16 protein-coding genes are annotated in these 16,418 nt (G+C 66.2%); 2 read left to right on the top strand and 14 right to left on the bottom strand.

The window, feature by feature from the left end; translation table 11 throughout:
* Window positions 1-54 precede the first annotated feature (54 nt).
* The 5 genes from phaC to prmB form a co-directional block, all read right to left on the bottom strand.
* A complete protein-coding gene (phaC, locus tag GFD32_RS12855; protein ID WP_163577010.1) occupies window positions 55-1,896 on the bottom strand; it encodes a class I poly(R)-hydroxyalkanoic acid synthase in 1,842 nt (613 codons plus the stop codon).
* A gap of 136 nt (window positions 1,897-2,032) precedes the next feature.
* On the bottom strand, window positions 2,033-2,485 hold the full coding sequence (locus GFD32_RS12850; RefSeq protein ID WP_163577009.1) for a phasin family protein: 453 nt from the start codon (window positions 2,483-2,485) through the stop codon (window positions 2,033-2,035).
* Between the two features lie 122 nt (window positions 2,486-2,607).
* Window positions 2,608-3,009 (bottom strand): DUF6489 family protein, encoded by a 402-nt coding sequence (locus tag GFD32_RS12845; RefSeq protein WP_163577008.1) that lies wholly within the window; start codon window positions 3,007-3,009, stop codon window positions 2,608-2,610.
* A gap of 55 nt (window positions 3,010-3,064) precedes the next feature.
* A complete protein-coding gene (gene aroC / locus GFD32_RS12840; protein ID WP_163577007.1) occupies window positions 3,065-4,150 on the bottom strand; it encodes a chorismate synthase in 1,086 nt (361 codons plus the stop codon).
* A gap of 28 nt (window positions 4,151-4,178) precedes the next feature.
* Window positions 4,179-5,132 (bottom strand): 50S ribosomal protein L3 N(5)-glutamine methyltransferase, encoded by a 954-nt coding sequence (gene prmB, locus GFD32_RS12835; RefSeq protein ID WP_163577006.1) that lies wholly within the window; start codon window positions 5,130-5,132, stop codon window positions 4,179-4,181.
* A 116-nt stretch (window positions 5,133-5,248) separates the two neighbouring features.
* Here prmB and GFD32_RS12830 point away from each other — a divergent pair, with 116 nt between their 5' ends.
* Complete coding sequence (locus GFD32_RS12830; protein WP_163577005.1) at window positions 5,249-5,824, top strand: Smr/MutS family protein; 576 nt, start codon at window positions 5,249-5,251, stop codon at window positions 5,822-5,824.
* A 10-nt stretch (window positions 5,825-5,834) separates the two neighbouring features.
* On the opposite strand, the gene GFD32_RS12825 is transcribed toward GFD32_RS12830, so the two are convergent.
* Genes GFD32_RS12825 through GFD32_RS12815 form a run of 3 tightly spaced genes read right to left on the bottom strand, consistent with a single transcriptional unit; the run spans window position 5,835 to window position 8,604 of the window.
* Window positions 5,835-6,899 carry a patatin-like phospholipase family protein gene (locus GFD32_RS12825; RefSeq protein ID WP_163577004.1) on the bottom strand — a complete coding sequence of 355 codons (1,065 nt, stop codon included), beginning with the start codon at window positions 6,897-6,899 and terminating at the stop codon, window positions 5,835-5,837.
* Window positions 6,900-6,917: 18 nt separating this feature from the next.
* On the bottom strand, window positions 6,918-7,793 hold the full coding sequence (locus GFD32_RS12820) for an alpha/beta fold hydrolase (protein WP_163577003.1): 876 nt from the start codon (window positions 7,791-7,793) through the stop codon (window positions 6,918-6,920).
* Window positions 7,786-8,604: an alpha/beta fold hydrolase gene (locus tag GFD32_RS12815; protein ID WP_163577002.1), complete on the bottom strand. Its 819-nt coding sequence runs from the start codon at window positions 8,602-8,604 to the stop codon at window positions 7,786-7,788. The genes GFD32_RS12820 and GFD32_RS12815 overlap by 8 nt, the downstream gene beginning before the upstream one ends.
* A 238-nt stretch (window positions 8,605-8,842) precedes the next feature.
* Between GFD32_RS12815 and GFD32_RS12810 the strand changes: the two genes are divergently transcribed.
* On the top strand, window positions 8,843-9,790 hold the full coding sequence (locus tag GFD32_RS12810; RefSeq protein WP_163577001.1) for an AEC family transporter: 948 nt from the start codon (window positions 8,843-8,845) through the stop codon (window positions 9,788-9,790).
* A 77-nt stretch (window positions 9,791-9,867) separates the two neighbouring features.
* Here the strand turns inward: GFD32_RS12810 and GFD32_RS12805 are convergent, their stop codons facing one another.
* The 6 genes from GFD32_RS12805 to GFD32_RS12780 all read right to left on the bottom strand — a co-directional run bounded on the left by GFD32_RS12805 (window position 9,868) and on the right by GFD32_RS12780 (window position 16,418).
* On the bottom strand, window positions 9,868-11,445 hold the full coding sequence (locus GFD32_RS12805; protein WP_163577000.1) for an aldehyde dehydrogenase (NADP(+)): 1,578 nt from the start codon (window positions 11,443-11,445) through the stop codon (window positions 9,868-9,870).
* 23 nt (window positions 11,446-11,468) lie between these two features.
* Window positions 11,469-12,206 carry a FadR/GntR family transcriptional regulator gene (locus tag GFD32_RS12800; protein ID WP_163576999.1) on the bottom strand — a complete coding sequence of 246 codons (738 nt, stop codon included), beginning with the start codon at window positions 12,204-12,206 and terminating at the stop codon, window positions 11,469-11,471.
* Window positions 12,207-12,278: 72 nt separating this feature from the next.
* Window positions 12,279-13,610: an enolase C-terminal domain-like protein gene (locus GFD32_RS12795; protein ID WP_163577070.1), complete on the bottom strand. Its 1,332-nt coding sequence runs from the start codon at window positions 13,608-13,610 to the stop codon at window positions 12,279-12,281.
* A 2-nt stretch (window positions 13,611-13,612) separates the two neighbouring features.
* On the bottom strand, window positions 13,613-14,632 hold the full coding sequence (locus GFD32_RS12790; protein WP_276208806.1) for an Ldh family oxidoreductase: 1,020 nt from the start codon (window positions 14,630-14,632) through the stop codon (window positions 13,613-13,615).
* A 50-nt stretch (window positions 14,633-14,682) separates the two neighbouring features.
* On the bottom strand, window positions 14,683-15,480 hold the full coding sequence (locus GFD32_RS12785; RefSeq protein WP_163576997.1) for an NAD-dependent epimerase/dehydratase family protein: 798 nt from the start codon (window positions 15,478-15,480) through the stop codon (window positions 14,683-14,685).
* Between the two features lie 74 nt (window positions 15,481-15,554).
* Complete coding sequence (locus GFD32_RS12780) at window positions 15,555-16,418, bottom strand: amidohydrolase family protein (RefSeq protein ID WP_163576996.1); 864 nt, start codon at window positions 16,416-16,418, stop codon at window positions 15,555-15,557.

Genomic DNA, 16,418 nt, shown 5'->3' with positions numbered 1-16,418 from the left:
GCCCCGTCATCGCGGGGCTTTTGCCAATGGCCAGGATGTCGCGAACGAAGCGAGTCAGCCCTCCGAGGAGGTGGCAGTCTCTCCCAGCACCTCGGGAATGGTCGTCTTGACGTAGCGGCCCGGCGCCTCCTCCAGCAACGGCAGTTCGCCGTCGCCCGGCTGGCGAGCCGGTACCATTTTCTGCGGGTCAGCGTAGCCATTGCCGGTCATCCACGCCTGCCAGTGCGGCCACCACGAGCCCTCGTGATACTCGGCACCGGCCAGCCACGCCTCGTGGTCGTCGGGCAGCTCGTCGTTGGTCCAGTAGCCGTACTTGTCCTTGTGCGGCGGGTTGACGATGCCGGCGATATGGCCGGATCCACCCAACACGAAGGTCGCGGGCCCCTTCGGCAACAAAGCCCCGTAGTAGGTGCTGTTCCATTTGGCGATGTGATCGTCGCGAGTGGAGATGAAGTAGCTCGGCGTGGAGATCTTGCGTAGGTCGATCTTGACCCCGTCGAGCTCGATGCCATCCGGCTCCACCAGGCGATTTTCCAGATACATGTGGCGCAGGTACCAGGCGTGGGTGCCGGCCGGCAGATTGGTGCCGTCGGTGTTCCAGTAGAGCAGGTCGAAGGCGGCGGGTGTCTCGCCCTTCAGATAGTTGCTCACATAGAAGGACCAGAAGAGGTCGTTCTCACGCAGCAGGTTGAAAGTGTAGGCCATGGAGCGGCCGTCCAAATAGCCGTCCTGCTCCATCTTGGCCTCGATGCCCTCGAGCACCGGCTCGCTGAGCAGCACGCCGAGTTCGCCAGGGTCGCGGAAATCCTGCAGGGTGGCCATGTAAGTCACCGACTTGACCTTGCGCCCGCGTCGGGTGCTGGTGAGGTAGGCCAGGGTAGAGGCCGCCAGCGTACCGCCGATGCAGTAGCTGAGCAGGTTGACCGATTTCTCGCCGGTAGCCTGCTCGATGGCCCCCATGGCGTCGATGGGGCCCATTTGCAGGTAGTCGGCCCAGGTCAGGTCGCGCTGTTCGGGGCCGGGGTTGCGCCAGGAGATCAGAAATACGGTATGCCCCTGGTCGACTAGCCACTTGACGAAGGAGTTGTCTTCGCGCAGGTCGAGGATGTAGTACTTGTTGATCCACGGCGGCACCACCAGCAGAGGCGTCTTGAATACCGTCTCGGTGCTCGGTGCATACTGGATCAACTGGATCAGTTCGTTCTCGTAGACCACGTGCCCCGGCGTCACGGCAATGTTCTTGCCCACCTCGAAAGCGCTGCGGTCGGTCATGGTCACGTTGAGACCGTCAGCGGAATTGGCCAGATCCGTGCGCAGCCGCTCGAGCCCTTCCACCAGATTCTGCCCGCGGGTCTCCATCGTGCGCCGCATCACCTCGGGGTTGGTGGTAATGAAATTGGTCGGCGCCATGGCATTGACCATCTGTCGGGAGTAGAAGGCGAGGTTGCGCTTCTGCTGCTCGGGCAGGCCGTCGAGGTCGTCGACGAGTTCATCCACGGCATGGGCGAACAGCAGGTACTGCTGCATGATCGCCTGGTAGTAGGGGTCGCTATGCCAGGCCTCGTCCTTGAATCGGCGGTCGCCCTTGGCCGGCGTCACGAGGGGCTCGACCGACTCGCCGGCCAGTGCACGCCACCCTTGCTGCCAAAGCTGGAACTGATCCTGCACGAGACGCGCCTGGGTTTCCCAGAGCCGTTGAGGATTGCGCATCAGCGACTCGGCCGCCGCTTGAAAGGCATCGCGAATGTCGGCCTGGATGGAATCGGCGGCCGCATCCGGAGCTCTCTGCTCGAACAGTTCCTGCATCAAGGCCTGGTACTGCTCACCGATCTCCTGCAGCTGCGTATTCCACTCTTCCAACTCGGCCTGTGATGGACCTTCCAACCCTGGCTGCATAGCCCCTCCTGCGCTTCACTGACGACTCAACGACACCACTGGTGCCATACCGTACTCCCCTGCCAACCCAGCCGGCGCGAAATCGGCTGGGCACCGGCGAGGAGGAAACCGCACGCGCTGCGTGCGTTCCGCAGGCTCAGCTCTTGCCGGAAGACTGACTGCGAGACGACTGGCTGGTCGCCTTGGCCGGAGCCTCGGACTTGGGTTGCGCGGCGCTCTTGACGCTCTCGCCGGCTTGGCGCGCCTGCTCGGTCATCTGCTGACCGGCTTCGGTGAACATCTGCTCCAGCTCGCTCTTGAAGGCCATGCTCATTTCGCTGAGCGCCTTGGCATCTTCCATCATCTGCTGGGAGAGCTCGTTCATCATTTCGGCCTGCTTGGCACCGAACTCGCGCAAGTCATCCGCATCCTGAATTTCGGTGGCGGTCCGCATGCGCTCGGTGCCCATCTGGCTGTAGCGCTTCATGGCTTCCAACTGATACTCGGTCATCTTCTCCATGTTGCCGAGCATCAGGGAGTTGAGCCGGCGCATGGGCTCGAAGAACTGACGAGACTGCTGGTTGAAGCTGTCGATCATCTTGTCTTGCATGGGGATATCCTCCTGTCAAGCGGGAACGCAAGGCGCGCAGCCTCGGCACCATCGCCATGCTGCACTGCACAAAGCGTAGTTCTCCTTGCCATGCCTTGCAAGCGATACTTCGCCTCAGCCACTCATTGGCTGCGCCGCGAGCGAGACGAAGCACTCGCGGAGGACGCAGTGCCGCTCTTGCTCTCGGCGCCGGTGCGGCTCCCCGCATTCTCTTTGGCGGCAGCGTCGTCTTCGTTGCCGCGACTGGCCTGACTGCCGGCCTTGCGAAGCATGTCGAGCATCATCTGCTGATAGGTGCCGAAGCTCGCCAACCCTTGAGAGAGCCCTTGAGAGAGGCCCTGCGGCATGCCCGGCTGCTGCAGGAAGGGCTGCATCAGACTCATGGGATCGTAGCCTTCCACGCCGGACTCCATCTGTTTCTGGATCCGGTCGAGCAGCTCCTGCTGGAAGGCTTCGACGTCCGGCAGGCCCAGAGCACGACGGAATTCCTCGGGGGTCAGGTCGAACTCGACGTTGATCTTCATGACGAACCTCACCTTGAGTGTGACTTCAGTGTAGCAGCCATGAACCGCCCATCGCTCAGCGCAGCACCGGCGTACTCACCTGAACGCCGGCATTCTGCGCCCGGTGGCGAAGTAGGTGATCCATCAGCGTGAGCGCCATCATTGCCTCGGCGATGGGCGTGGCGCGGATGCCGACGCAGGGATCGTGACGGCCCTTGGTCACGACCTCGACGGGATTGCCGTGCACATCGATGGAGCGCCCCGGCACGGTGATGCTGGAGGTAGGCTTGAGCGCCAGATGGGCGATCAGCGGCTGCCCCGAGGAGATGCCGCCCAGCACGCCGCCAGCGTGATTGGAGAGAAAGCCTTGCGGGGTCATCTCGTCACGGTGTTCGCTGCCGCGCTGTGCCACCGCCGCGAAGCCGGCGCCGATCTCCACCCCCTTGACGGCGTTGATGCTCATCAGCCCGTGGGCCAGTTCGGCGTCGAGGCGGTCGAACACCGGTTCGCCGAGCCCCGGCGGCAGCCCCTCGGCCACCACGCTGATCCTGGCCCCCACCGAGTCCTGGTCGCGGCGCAGCTGGTCCATGAACGCTTCGAGCTCCGGCACCTTTTGCGGGTCGGGACAGAAGAAGGGATTCGCGTCCACCGCCTCCCACGTCTTGAAGTCGATGGCGATGGGCCCGAGCTGGCTCATGTAGCCGCGTACCGTGATTCCCTGAGCGGCTAGGTAGCGTTTGGCGATGGCACCCGCGGCGACGCGCATGGCGGTCTCGCGGGCGCTGGAACGCCCGCCGCCGCGGTAGTCGCGAATCCCGTACTTGTGATGGTAGCTGTAATCGGCGTGGGCCGGGCGGAAACGGTCCTTGATCTCCGAGTAGTCCTTGGAGCGCTGGTCGGTGTTCTCGATGAGCAGACCGACGGCAGTCCCGGTGGTCACGCCCTCGAAGACGCCGGAGAGAATGCGCACCCGGTCAGGCTCGCGGCGCTGGGTGGTGTGACGCGAGGTGCCGGGGCGGCGACGATCGAGGTCGCGCTGCAGGTCCGCCTCGCTGAGCGGCAGCCCCGGCGGGCAGCCGTCGACGATGGCGCCCAGCGCCGGCCCGTGGCTCTCGCCGAAGGTGGTGACGGTGAACAGTTTGCCGAAGGTGTTGCCGGACATGGGCGTTCCTCGCAGGTGAAATCAGGGATCAGGCGAAGGCCTCGGCGTGAGCATCGAGCTGCGCGGCAGTGAGCGCAAAGACGCCATGCCCACCGCGCTCGAAGTCGAGCCACAGGAAGGGCACTTCGGGGAAGGCGGCCTCCAGATGGTGGTCGGAATTACCGACCTCCACGATCAGCACACCGTCATCGTTCAAGTGCCCACGCGCCTCGCGCAGGATGCGCCGCACGATATCCAGCCCATCGGGGCCAGCGCCCAGCGCCAGAGTCGGCTCATGGCGGAACTCGGCAGGCATGGTGGCCAGATCTCGGGCGTCCACGTAGGGCGGATTGGCAACGACCAGGTCATAGCGCTGCCCGCCGAGGCCGTCGAAGACGTCAGAGAGCACGGCGCGGACGCGGGCACCGAGGTCGTGGCGAGCGATGTTGCGCTTGGCCACCGCCAGGGCCTCGGCACTGATGTCGGCCAGATCGACTTCGCAGGTCGGCAGGTGCAGCGCCGTGGCGATGCCGATGCAGCCGGAGCCGGTGCACAGATCGAGGACCCGGGCCGGCGGCTCCTCGCCGAACCAGGCAGCAAAGCCATCCTCGATCAACTCGGCGATGGGCGAGCGCGGTATCAGCACCCGCTCGTCGACGTGGAAGGGCACGCCGGCGAAGAAAGCCTCGCCCAGCAGGTAGGGCAGCGGACGGCGCGTGGCGATGCGCTCGCGCACCAGGGCCACGAGACGTGTGCGCTCCATGGGCAGCAGGCGGGCGTCGAGCACGGCGGGGTCGACGTTCCAGGGCAGGTGTAGCCCGCCGAGCGTCAGCGCCACGGCTTCGTCCCAGGGTGAGTCGGTACCGTGGCCATGGAACAGCCCCGCCAGGGTGAACTCGCTGGCCGCCCAGCGCAGATAATCGCGCAGGGTGACGAGACATTCGCCAATCTCGCCATCGGTGAGTTGCAGCGTGGAAGCGTTGGCGGCAGGAGAATCAGCCACGAGAGTACCTGTGGTCGGTTGGCGGGGCTTGTAATTGTACCCGGGCTGGCAAGCGGTTCACAGCCGCTGCCAGGCCGCTATACTGGGCAGCCCGCCAACCGTCACGCGAGTCCTGCATGAGCCGCCGCCGCCCCCCTCCGAACGATGACGACGTCAGCGCCTTTCGCCAGGCGCTGCGCGATGCCGGCGTGCGGCCCATCGACAGCAACCGCGCCGACCCCGGTCGCCCACGCCGCGAGGACCCAGCGGCCGCCGCACGGCGTGCCGCGGCCGAGTCGGCCGCCGATGACACTGCCCCCAGCCGCACCAGCGACGGCCGCGTGGAAGCGGTGCGCCCCTCGGAGCCACTCGACTTCGCCCTGCCCGATCTCCCCTGGCGCACTCGCAGCCAGCTCAAGCGCGGCCGCATCGCCTGGGAGGCAGGGCTCGACCTGCACGGCTACACCCTGGACGAAGCGCGTGACGAACTGGAGAGTTTCCTGCGCGATGCCGCGGCACGCCGCCAGCGCTGCGTGCTGGTGGTCCACGGCAAGGCCTGGGGTGCCACGGCGGACTATCCGGTGATCAAGAGTCACGTCAACGCCTGGCTGCGCGAGTGGCCCGGCGTGCTCGCCTTCTGTTCCGCCCGCGATGCCGATGGCGGTACCGGCGCCGTCTACGTGCTGTTGCGCCGCCGCGGCCAGCAGGCGTGAGCGTCGGTCGTCAAGACTCGCCTTCCCGCTCATCTCCGGGTACCGGTTCGACCACCACTCCCGAGCTGCCCCAGCCGGGGTGCGACCTTCCTTCGAAGCGATCCAGCGCTTCCTGCGCCAGGTGCTCACCGAGCCGGATCAGTTCGCTCGCACGGTGGAATTCGTAGGCGCCGCATACCGTCTTGGGAACCTCGATCAGCACGTCGGGCGGATAGCCGGCAATCTTGTACTTGGCCAGCGAGGCCTGGGTGATATCGAAAGAGGCGAGAATCATGTCCAGGCGCCCCCAGGCACGGGTGCCACGCGTCTGGCCGTCGCCCTCTTCCTCACCGCTACCGGCACTGCCCAGCCCGTCGATCAGCCGCCGGGTGGCGTCGCGCACGTCGTCCATCCAGCCGGAGAGCTGCAGACTACCCGGGGCATCATCGGCCTGCACATCGCGCGACGCCGGTGCTGGACCCTGGGTCTGGGGCAACAGCTCCTCGAGGCTGATCGGTCGCGGACTGTGCGCCGTGACGTTGACGGCGAGCACAAAATCGGCGAGAGCCGCCACCGTGGGGGTGATGGGCAGCGGATTGAGCAAACCGCCATCGACCAGCACCTGCTCACCGCGGTGCACCGGGGTGATCACGCCGGGCACGGCAATGGAGGCGCGAATGGCCTCCAGCAGCGAACCGTTCTGGAACCACACCTCGCGCTGGCGCGTCAGGTCCGTGGCCACGGTGGTCACCGGCACGCTCAGCGCCTCGATCTGCGTGGTGCCAATCAGCGATTCGAGCTTGTTCATCACCTTGCTGGCGCGCATCGCCCCCATGGGGCTCCAGGTCACGTCGACCAGCCTGAGCACGTCGAAGTAATCGAGCTTGGTGACCCAGTCACGGTAGGCCGCAAGCTGGCCGGCCGCATAGACGCCACCCACCAGGGCGCCCATCGAGCAGCCCGAAATCGCCACGATCTCGTAGCCGCGCGCCTCGAGCGCTTCGATCACACCGATGTGCGCATAACCACGTGCCCCGCCGCTGCCTAGCACCAAGGCCACTCGCTTGCCCGATCCGGGTTGGGGTCGTTCGTGCATCGCTTCCTCCCGACCGTGCTACGTCATTTGCCTGTCACGCGCCATTATCCACTCGGCGAGACGCTCGGCCACCATGGGTGCTGACGATGGCTCGAGATGCAAGTGGTGGCCGCCCGGCAGTACGTGGCGAACCAGCCCGTCGACGGCGGCCCGCGCGGCCATGGCAGCCGAACGCTCGCCGAGGATGCCATTCTCGCCCTCGATCAACAGCGTCGGGCAGCGAATCGCCTCGAGCACCGCCCGAGCCTGCTCCGGGGACAGCCGCAACGGCGAAGGCCACAACAGACGCCCATCGGTGCGCAGCCGCATATGGCCATCCGCCAGCGGCTCGAGGTTGCGTCTCACCAGTGGCCCGGCGGTTTCGGCATCGATGGGTGTGACGCCACCGGCCACCCGCGCCGCCACCGCCATCCTTTCATCAGGATAGCGCGGCGGCGGCGACAGGGGGCGCCGCGCGGCCGCCAGCCCCTTGCGCAACTGCGCCGGCATCTCGGCTGCAGGCGTGGTCAGCGCTCCCAGGCCGTCGATCAGCAGCAGGCGCATCACCCGCTCGGGCAGCGCCGACGCGGTGAGACAGGCCACACCGGCGCCCATGGAGTGGGCCAGCAGAGTGAGACGCTCGATACCCAGCTCGTCGGCGGCATCCAGGACATCGTGGCAGTAGTCCCACAACGCATAGTCGCCGGAGCGATACGCCGACTCACCATGGCCGGCGAAGTCGATGGCCACCACGCGAATGCCGAGGCGCTCGACCAGCAACGGCGCGAGCCGGGTGAAGCTCGCCGCATTGTCGAGCCATCCATGCAACGCCAGCCAGGTGGGCGCCTCCCGCTCGCCCCAGGCCAACGCTGCCAGCCGCCCTTCGGCCAGGCGCAGGGATTCTGGCTCAGTCATCAGGCGCCTCCTGCAGGTCAGCGAGCATCGTCAGCAGTGACGCGCGGGTCTCCTCGGGATGCTCCATGGGGAACATGTGGCCGCCGGGCACCTGCGACAACGCAATGCCGTGGCGCATCAGGCGTCGCCGACGTCTGGGGGTGATCAGATCCGAGTCGCAACCGGCCAGAATGCCGAACGGCACCTGCAAGCGCTGCGGCAAGTGAGTCAGGTGGTCGGGCAGGTGGCGGAAGATCGCCACCTCGACGGCCGGGTCGAAGACCAGCTCCGCCTGGCCGTCATGCCCCAGGCGCGTGCCGCCAAGAACGTAATCGTCCAGCGCCTCCTCGGTGAAACGACGAAACAGGCCGCGACGCCGCAGGTAGTAGGCCATGGCATCGCGGTCGGGCCATACCGCACGGCGCCCGCGCGTCTTGCCCGCCGGCGTTACGCGGTCGACGAAGCCGAAACGCTTGGCCACTTTCATCCCCCAGGCATCGAGCCCCAGCATCAGCGGCGGGTCGAGCATCACCACGCAGCGGAAGCGATCGGGGGCGCGCTCTGCCGCCATGGCCATCAGCACTCCACCCATGGAGTGACCGACCCCGATGGCCGGCTCGTTGCCGGCGGGCAGGTGGTCGAGCAGCTCGTCGCGCAGCGCCAGCCAATTGGGCCCGACCGGGTAGTCGGGATGATGGCCGAGCCGGTCGACGGGATGGACATCGAAACGCTGGCGAAGCGGTTCGAGCAGGCTACGGTAGCTCATGCCGGGAAAACCGTTGGCATGCGCGAAAATCAGGCGGGGACGCTCAACATCGTGAGAGGACGGCATGGCACGGATTCCAATGGTGGGAAAACCTCTCGCCAGTGGCGATAGCAGGCTAACGGGTTTACCATCCCGACAGCAGTAACGCAAGCCATATCAAACGCTAGTTTACCAACCCAGCCAGCCGCCAGGAAAGCAACGTGACCGATCACAATCCCCGGCCCCGCGATACACGTCTGCGCAACCGCCTGTTCTTCGCCACCGTATTCGCCGCGATCGTCGTCGGCCTGTGGCTGGCGCGCTGATGGGCATGCTCGAGGTCTTTCAGTCGACGCTGGAGATCACCCTGCCCGTCTTCGCCATGGTGTTCGTCGGCTTCGCTCTGAAACGACTGAAGTGGATCGACCAGGCCTTCGTCAGCACGGCCTCGTACCTCGTCTTCAAGGGCACGCTGCCGATGCTGATCTTTCTCAGCATCATCGACGCCGACCTGGACGCCACGCTCAATCCGCACCTGCTGCTCTTCTTCGCCCTGGCCACCCTGGGCAGCTTCCTGCTTGCCTGGGGCTGGGCGATCCTGCGGGTACCGCGTATCGAGCGCGGGGTCTACGTACAGGGCGCCTTTCGCGGCAACTGCGGCATCGTCGGTCTGGCCCTGGCCGCCGGCATGTACGGCGACTACGGTCTCTCCACCGGCGGGCTGCTGCTAGGCGTGGTGATCGTCACCTACAACGCCTTCTCGGTCGTGGTCCTGGCCAGCTACCAGGACGATCGAAGCACCGATTGGCGCCACATCGCGGCGCACATCATGCGCAACCCGCTGATCCTCGCCGTGGTGGCGGCGGTACCGATAGCCGCCATGGAGTGGCGCCTGCCCGGCTGGCTGATGACATCGGGAGAGTACTTCGCCTCCCTGACGTTGCCCCTGGCGCTGATCTGCATCGGCGCCACCCTGTCGCTAGGCGCCCTTCAGCGCTCGGGACGCATCGCTCTCGGCGCCAGCTTCATGAAGATGGTCAGCCTGCCGCTGCTGGCCACCACGGCCGCCTGGCTGACCGGCTTCTCGGGTCGCGAGCTGGGGGTGCTGTTCCTGTTCTTCGCCAGCCCCACCGCCGCCGCCAGCTTCGTGATGGTCAAGGCGATGGGCGGCAATGCCGCACTTACCGCCAATATCATCGCCATCACGACCCTGGCGTCGCTATTCACGATCAGCACGGGCGTCTTCCTGCTCAGGCTGACCGGCCTTGCCTGACCTTCCACGAAAAAGGCGGCCCTAAGGCCGCCCAAAAGAGCTTCCATCGCCTGGCCGTGAACAGCCAGGCGATTTGGTTAGATTTCCCGCTTGCCATCCACCAGCCGGCTCACGCCCAGTGGATTGCCGTCCTGAAGTGCCTCGGGCAGCAGGCCTGCCGGCAGGGCCTGATAGCATACCGGGCGCAGGAAGCGGTGGATCGCCGCACTGCCCACCGAGGTGGTGCGCGAGTCGGACGTGGCCGGGTAGGGCCCGCCGTGGACCATGGCGTGGCACACTTCGACGCCGGTGGGCCAGCCGTTGGCGAGAATCCGCCCTGCCTTGCGCTCGAGGATCGGCAGCAGCGACTTGGCCGTTGGCGTGTCGCCGTCGTCCATCTGCAGGGTGGCGGTGAGCTGGCCTTCCAGGGCTTCGGCCACGCTGCGCATCTGGGCGAGGTCGTCGCACTCGACGATCAGCGAGGCGGCGCCGAACGCCTCGGCGTGGAGCGCCGCGTCAGCGAGGAAGTCACCGGCACTGGCCGCGAACAGCGCCGCCTGGCACTGATGCGGGCCCTCGCCAGCCTGACCGCGGGCCACTTCCCGCACCTTGGCGTGCGCCGCCAGGGCGCCGACAGCGTCCGCATAGGCGGCGTGGATGCCTGGCGTGAGCATGGTCTGGGCGGCGCTGCCCGTGACCGCCTTGCCGGCAGCCTCGGCGAAGGCGTCGAGTTCGGGACCCTTGACGCCAATCACCAGGCCGGGATTGGTGCAGAACTGCCCCGCCCCCATGGTCAGCGAGCCGACGAAGCCCTCGGCGATCTGGTCGGCGCGTGCCTTCAGCGCCTCAGGAAGCAGGAACACCGGGTTGATGGAGCTCATCTCGGCGTAGACCGGGATCGGCTGCGGGCGCGACTGGGCGGTCTTCATCAGCGCCGTGCCGCCACCGCGGGAGCCGGTGAAGCCGACGGCTTGAATGCGCGGGTCGGCGACCAGCGCCTGGCCGATCTCGCGTCCGGAACCGAACAGCAGCGAGAACACGCCTTCGGGCAGGTGGCACTTGGCCACTGCCGATTGCACGGCACGGCCCACCAGCTCCGAGGTGCCGGGATGGGCGGAGTGGGCCTTGACGATCACCGGACAGCCGGCGGCCAGCGCCGAGGCGGTGTCGCCGCCGGCCACGCTGAAGGCGAGCGGAAAGTTGGAAGCGCCGAATACGGCGACGGGGCCGAGCGGAACATGACGCTGGCGCAGGTCGACGCGGGGCATGGGCTCGCGCTCGGGTAGCGCCGGATCGTGGCGCACGTCGAGCCATTCGCCGGCGCGCACCACGGAGGCGAACAGGCGCAACTGGCCGCAGGTGCGGCCGCGCTCGCCCTGGATGCGCGCCTGGGGCAGGCCGGTCTCGGCCATGGCACGCTCGACCAGGGCATCGCCCAGGGCCTCGATCTCGCTGGCCACGGTCTCGAGGAAGGTGGCGCGGTCCTCGAGGGAGGACTCGCGATAGCTGGCGAAGGCCGTTTCGGCGAGTTCGCAGGCCTGGACCACCGCATTGTGGTCCAGCCCAGGATAGTCCGGGGCCAGGGCCTCGCCGGTGGAGGGATCGATGGCGCGGATGACCGCCTGGCCGCCGGTAACGGCTTGCTGGCCAATCAGGGAAGTGCCTTGTGGGGTCATGCTGTCTCCTTGGATTGCCGGATTCAGTTTTCCTGATACTGCAGATAGAGGTTCCGTGACCTGTTGAGGTGCTGGAACATCGTCTCCCTGGCCGCCTCGGGATCGCGGGCCAGGATCGCCTCCAGGATGTAGGCATGCTCTTCCTGGACGCGTTCCAGATAGCGCGCCGCCGCGGCGGGATTGATATCGATGCTGAGCAGCTTGGCCCGAGGGATGCCACTGGGACTGAGCTGCTCGTAGAGTTGATCGAAGACGGGGTTGTGAGTGGCCCGAGCAATGGCATGGTGGAACTCGTAATCCTCGACCCTGGCCAGGCTCTGCTCGGCGTGAGCCTGAACGAAGGCGGCATGCGTGGCCTCGAGACGACGACGATCCTCGGCATCGTGGCGCAGCGCGGCAAGCTCGGCCGCCGCAGGCTCCATGGCCAGGCGCAGCTCGAGGACGTGCAGGATGTCCTCTACCGTAGTGGAACTGATGCGCTCTGCCGGACGCGCCTCGACGGCCTCGGCACGCAGCACCGTGGTGCCCACGCCGCGCCGGGTCGCCACCAGGCCCAGGGACTTGAGATGCGTCATCGCCTCACGGATCACGGTGCGGCTGACGCCAAAGGAATCGCACAGTTGGCTCTCGGTGGGCAGTTTTTCACCCACCTTGACCTTGCCTTCGAGGATCAACGCTTCGAGCTGATCGGCGACGTGGGCGGAAAGGCTGCCTTGCCTCGCCACCCTGTTCAGCTTGAGTCCCGCTGTCTCTGCCGACATCTCCCTACCCCTTGCTAAGCAATGACGCCACGCCCAAAAAGTATGACTTTTAGTCTAACAGCCAGTTACCCCTCAACGCACCAGCGCCGGACGCTTGGGATCGAACTCCCAGCCGGGGATCAGGTACTGCATCGCCATGGCGTCGTTGCGACTCGTCACTTCGAGCCTCTGGTAGAGGCGGTGGGCCTCCATCAGCTTTTCCTCGTCCAGTTCGACGCCCAGCCCCGGAGCCGATGGCACCTCGAGCTTGCCGTCGCGAATCGGGAACGGCTCCTTGGTGATACGCTGCCCATCCTGCCAGATCCAGTGGGTATCGATGGCCGTGATCTTGCCGGGACAGGCCGCGGCCACATGGGTCATCATCGCCAACGAGATATCGAAGTGGTTGTTGCTGTGCGAGCCCCAGGTCATGCCCCACTCGTTGCACAACTCGCCGACCATCACGGCGCCCTGCATGGTCCAGAAATGGCAGTCCGCCAGGGGGATGTCCACCGAGTTGAGCTGTACGGCGTACTGCAGCTGCTTGCAATCGGTGGCGATCATGTTGGTGGCGGTGGCTAGGCCGGTACGCTTCTTGAACTCGGCCATGGTCTCACGGCCGGAGAAACCGCCCTCCTGACCGCAGGGATCCTCGGCATAGCTGAGCAGGTGCTTGATCGGCTCCAGCACGCGCACCGCCTCGTCGAGCTTCCAGGCACCGTTGGGGTCGAGGGTCAGACGCGCCTCGGGGAAGGCCTCGTGCAGCGCACGGATGCAATCGGCTTCTTCCTCGCCGCGCAGCACCCCGCCTTTGAGCTTGAAGTCCTTGAAGCCATAGCGGTCGTAGGCGGCCCTGGCCAGGTTGACGACGGCATCCGGGGTCATGGCCTCGCGGTAGCGCACCTCATCCCAGGCATCCTGCGGTGCGTCCGCCTTGGGATACGGCAGGTCGGTCTTGTCCGGGTCGCCGAGCAGAAACAGGTAGCCCAGCGCCTCGACCTCGTCACGCTGGCGACCGTACTGGCCCAGCAGATCGGCCACCGGCATCTGCAGGGCCTGGCCGAAGAGGTCGTAAAGCGCCGACTCGATGGCGGTGATGACGTGAACCGCCACCCGCAGGTCGAAGGTCTGACGGCCGCGCTCCTCGCGCCCATTCTTGGCCAGACGCTGGCGTGCCCGGTTCAGGGTCTGCTTGACGGCGTTGACGTACGAGCCCTCGACCAAAGAGCGGCACCGCTCCAGCCCTTTGAGGATGCCGTCACTCGAGGGGATCTCCCCCACCCCCTGGTTCCCGGCATCATCCTCGAGAATGACCACGCAGCGGATGAACCAGGGCGCGTGCCCGCCGCTGAGGTTCAACAGGAAGCCGTCGTAGCCGGCCACGGGAACGACCCGCATGCTCTTGATCTTGGGAAACCAAGCCATTGTCACGGTTGCGCTCCATCGCCATCCCTGAACTTGACCAGTTCATCGTAAAGCTCAGCGGGAATCGCCACGCCCTCAGCCTGACTGCGCTCCCGGGCCGCATGACGACGCTGGGACGGTAGGCGCGCCCCCTGTACCACGACACCCTCGAATAGCGCTTCGGCCTGCTGTAGTCGTGCCTCGGCATCGGGTCCCAGGAAAGAGCGGGGGTCCAAGGCCAGGAGGAATTCACCGTGCTGAGGGGTTCCTTCTCCGCTGCCGTTCGCTGGCTGGGTCTGATGGCCCAGGCGATCACCGATCAGCGGACCGGCGAGCAGCTCGATCATCATCGATAGCGCCGATCCCTTGTGGCCGCCAAAAGGCAGTAGCGCGCCAGCCAGCGCGGCCGTCGGGTCGGTCGTCGGCCGACCCTCACCGTCCAGCGCCCAGCCTTCCGGAATCCGCTTCCCGGCACGGCGATGGAGCTCGACCTCGCCGCGTGCCACCACACTAGTGGCGAAATCGAAGGTGAACGGCATGCCATCCGGACGCGGCCAGGAGAAGGCGATGGGATTGGTGCCCATCAGCGGCGACCGCCCTCCTTCGGGGGCAACATAGGCATGGCTCGGCGTCATCGCCAATGCCACCAGGCCCCGCTCAGCCAGGGATTCCACCTCGGGCCATAGCGCCGAAAAATGAAAGGCGTTGTTGACGGCCAGTGCCGCGACCCCATAGGAACGGGCCTTCTCGACCAGGTGTTCCCGAGCGGTCTCGAAAGCGAGCAACGAGCAACCACCCCGCGCATCGACACGTACCACCCCCGGTGCCTGGTCGATCACCTCGGGAACGGCGCGCGGGTCGACCCCGCCGTGCCGGAGAGTGCGCACACAGTCGATGAGTCGATACAAGCCATGCGAGTGACACTCGTCGCCCTGGGCCGCCACGACGCTGCGAGCGATGGCGGCCGCATGGGCCGCGGAATAGCCATGCCCCTCGAGAATGTCGACACTCAGTGTCCAGGCCTCATCGAGCGACAGTCTCACTGCTTCATCCATAGGTTGCCCCCGTCGATATACAGGTCTTCGTATGCCACTCAAGCGTCATCGGGATGCCCAAAGGTGACGAACTTGCCGCCCTGATAGACGACGGCGGGATCGTCGGGATCCTGCGCTAGCTGCCGCGCGATCTCCTCACGCCAGGGTTCGGAACTGTCCTTGGGCACCCAACCGAGGAAGGCTGCCTTGCCGTTGTCCCACCAGGACTCGTGATTGTTGGAGGCGCCGTAGACCACCGTATGCTCCAGCTTGGGCGCCATGAAGGCGCGCTCGAGCAGGTTCACGAAATCCTCGACGCTCATCCAGGTCGCCATCATGCGGGCATCTGCCGGTTTGGGGAAACAGGAGCCGATGCGCACGCTCAGCGTCTCGACGCCGAACTTGTGGTAATAGAGGCTCGCCAGGTTCTCGCCGAAGCACTTTGACACGCCGTAGAGCGAATCCGGGCGCTGGGGAACCTCATTGTCGATGCGCGTGGTGCGTGGGTAGAAACCGATAGCGTGATTGGAACTGGCGAAGACGACGCGTGGCTTGCCGAGCTTGCGGGCCGCCTCGTAGAGGTTGTAGGTACCGACGATGTTGGCCTGCAGAATGTCATTCCAGGGCTTTTCCACGGACATGCCGCCAAGGTGGATGACGCCGTCGCAGTCGGCCACCAGGGCGCTGACGGCCTCCGCGTCGGCCAGGTCACAGCTGACCGCTTCTTCATGAGCGGCGAGATCGCTAAGCTCGCTCACGTCGGACAGCCGAACCTGGTGAGCCAGGCGCATCAGGTGTGGACGGATAGCCTGCCCGACGCCACCGGCCGCACCGGTAACCAGAAGCCGATTCAACATGAGAACTCTCCTTGCTTGATTGCCGTGGCGAATGACCCGGGCTGCAGGTCACGCGCCGATCACGAACACCGGGGTTAGAAGCCGTACAGGGCGGCCGGGTTGTCGACCAGTATGCGCTGTTGCAACTCGGGGGAGGCCCAGTCGAGCAGCACGTCGAGCTGCTCGGCGTCGTCAGGATACTGTTCCCGGGGAACGCCCACATGCGGCCAGTTGCTGCCCCAGAGGATGCGCTCGGGGGCATGCTCGATGACTCGCCGCGCGATGGCCCCGATGTCGCCGTAATGCGGCCCGCCGATGACGCTGGCCTCGTAGCCGGCACAGATCTTGAACCAGGCATTGCCGCGATCCAGCAGGCGCAGAATCTCGTCGACACGTCGGTCGTCGGCCGCCACCGGCGGCATGAACTTGCCGATATGGTCGATGATGTAGTCGCCCTCGATGCGCTTCAGGCCATCGAGGTAGTCGTCGAGATAACGGCCGTTGAACTGCACCATCAGGTGCCAGCCGAAGGGACGAATACGGCGTTCCACGGCCAGCATGTCGTCATGCGTCACGGCGCCGCCGGGCAGATTCATGATGCGTGCGCCACGCACGCCTCGCGCGTGCCAGTCGCGCAGCGTGGCCTCCGAGGTATCCGGCACCACGGCGGCCACGCCACGGGCCGCCTCGGTGCCCAACTGGTCGAGCGCTTCGAGCAGCGCACCGTTGTCGAGTTGATAGGCGTTCGACTGGGTCACCACCACCCGCTCCAGCCCCAGGCGCTGCTGTACCCGGCGGTAGTCGGCCACCGTGGCCAACTCGGCAATCGGAGGCCCCCCTGCCTGGCCGTTATGGCCCGGCAGGTAGAGATGGACATGGCAGTCGGTGGCGCCCTGCGGTGTCTCGAGCTGCGGTCGTGGTCCATCCAGCGGGCGGGTATTGGGGGGAATCGTCGCCAT

It is taken from the genome of Halomonas faecis (genome assembly GCF_010993975.1).
Taxonomy (GTDB): Bacteria; Pseudomonadota; Gammaproteobacteria; order Pseudomonadales; family Halomonadaceae; genus Halomonas; species Halomonas faecis.
This window is presented reverse-complemented; position numbering and strand designations above follow the sequence as displayed.

What these genes read in the sequence shown, in the direction of transcription:
- phaC (WP_163577010.1), bottom strand. Translation starts at nt 1,896, where the DNA reads ATGCAGCCAGGGTTGGAAGGTCCATCACAGGCCGAGTTGGAAGAGTGG.
- GFD32_RS12850 (WP_163577009.1), bottom strand. Translation starts at nt 2,485, where the DNA reads ATGCAAGACAAGATGATCGACAGCTTCAACCAGCAGTCTCGTCAGTTC.
- GFD32_RS12845 (WP_163577008.1), bottom strand. Translation starts at nt 3,009, where the DNA reads ATGAAGATCAACGTCGAGTTCGACCTGACCCCCGAGGAATTCCGTCGT.
- aroC (WP_163577007.1), bottom strand. Translation starts at nt 4,150, where the DNA reads ATGTCCGGCAACACCTTCGGCAAACTGTTCACCGTCACCACCTTCGGC.
- GFD32_RS12830 (WP_163577005.1), top strand. Translation starts at nt 5,249, where the DNA reads ATGAGCCGCCGCCGCCCCCCTCCGAACGATGACGACGTCAGCGCCTTT.
- GFD32_RS12825 (WP_163577004.1), bottom strand. Translation starts at nt 6,899, where the DNA reads ATGCACGAACGACCCCAACCCGGATCGGGCAAGCGAGTGGCCTTGGTG.
- GFD32_RS12820 (WP_163577003.1), bottom strand. Translation starts at nt 7,793, where the DNA reads ATGACTGAGCCAGAATCCCTGCGCCTGGCCGAAGGGCGGCTGGCAGCG.
- GFD32_RS12815 (WP_163577002.1), bottom strand. Translation starts at nt 8,604, where the DNA reads ATGCCGTCCTCTCACGATGTTGAGCGTCCCCGCCTGATTTTCGCGCAT.
- GFD32_RS12810 (WP_163577001.1), top strand. Translation starts at nt 8,843, where the DNA reads ATGGGCATGCTCGAGGTCTTTCAGTCGACGCTGGAGATCACCCTGCCC.
- GFD32_RS12805 (WP_163577000.1), bottom strand. Translation starts at nt 11,445, where the DNA reads ATGACCCCACAAGGCACTTCCCTGATTGGCCAGCAAGCCGTTACCGGC.
- GFD32_RS12800 (WP_163576999.1), bottom strand. Translation starts at nt 12,206, where the DNA reads ATGTCGGCAGAGACAGCGGGACTCAAGCTGAACAGGGTGGCGAGGCAA.
- GFD32_RS12795 (WP_163577070.1), bottom strand. Translation starts at nt 13,610, where the DNA reads ATGGCTTGGTTTCCCAAGATCAAGAGCATGCGGGTCGTTCCCGTGGCC.
- GFD32_RS12785 (WP_163576997.1), bottom strand. Translation starts at nt 15,480, where the DNA reads ATGTTGAATCGGCTTCTGGTTACCGGTGCGGCCGGTGGCGTCGGGCAG.
- GFD32_RS12780 (WP_163576996.1), bottom strand. Translation starts at nt 16,418, where the DNA reads ATGGCGACGATTCCCCCCAATACCCGCCCGCTGGATGGACCACGACCG.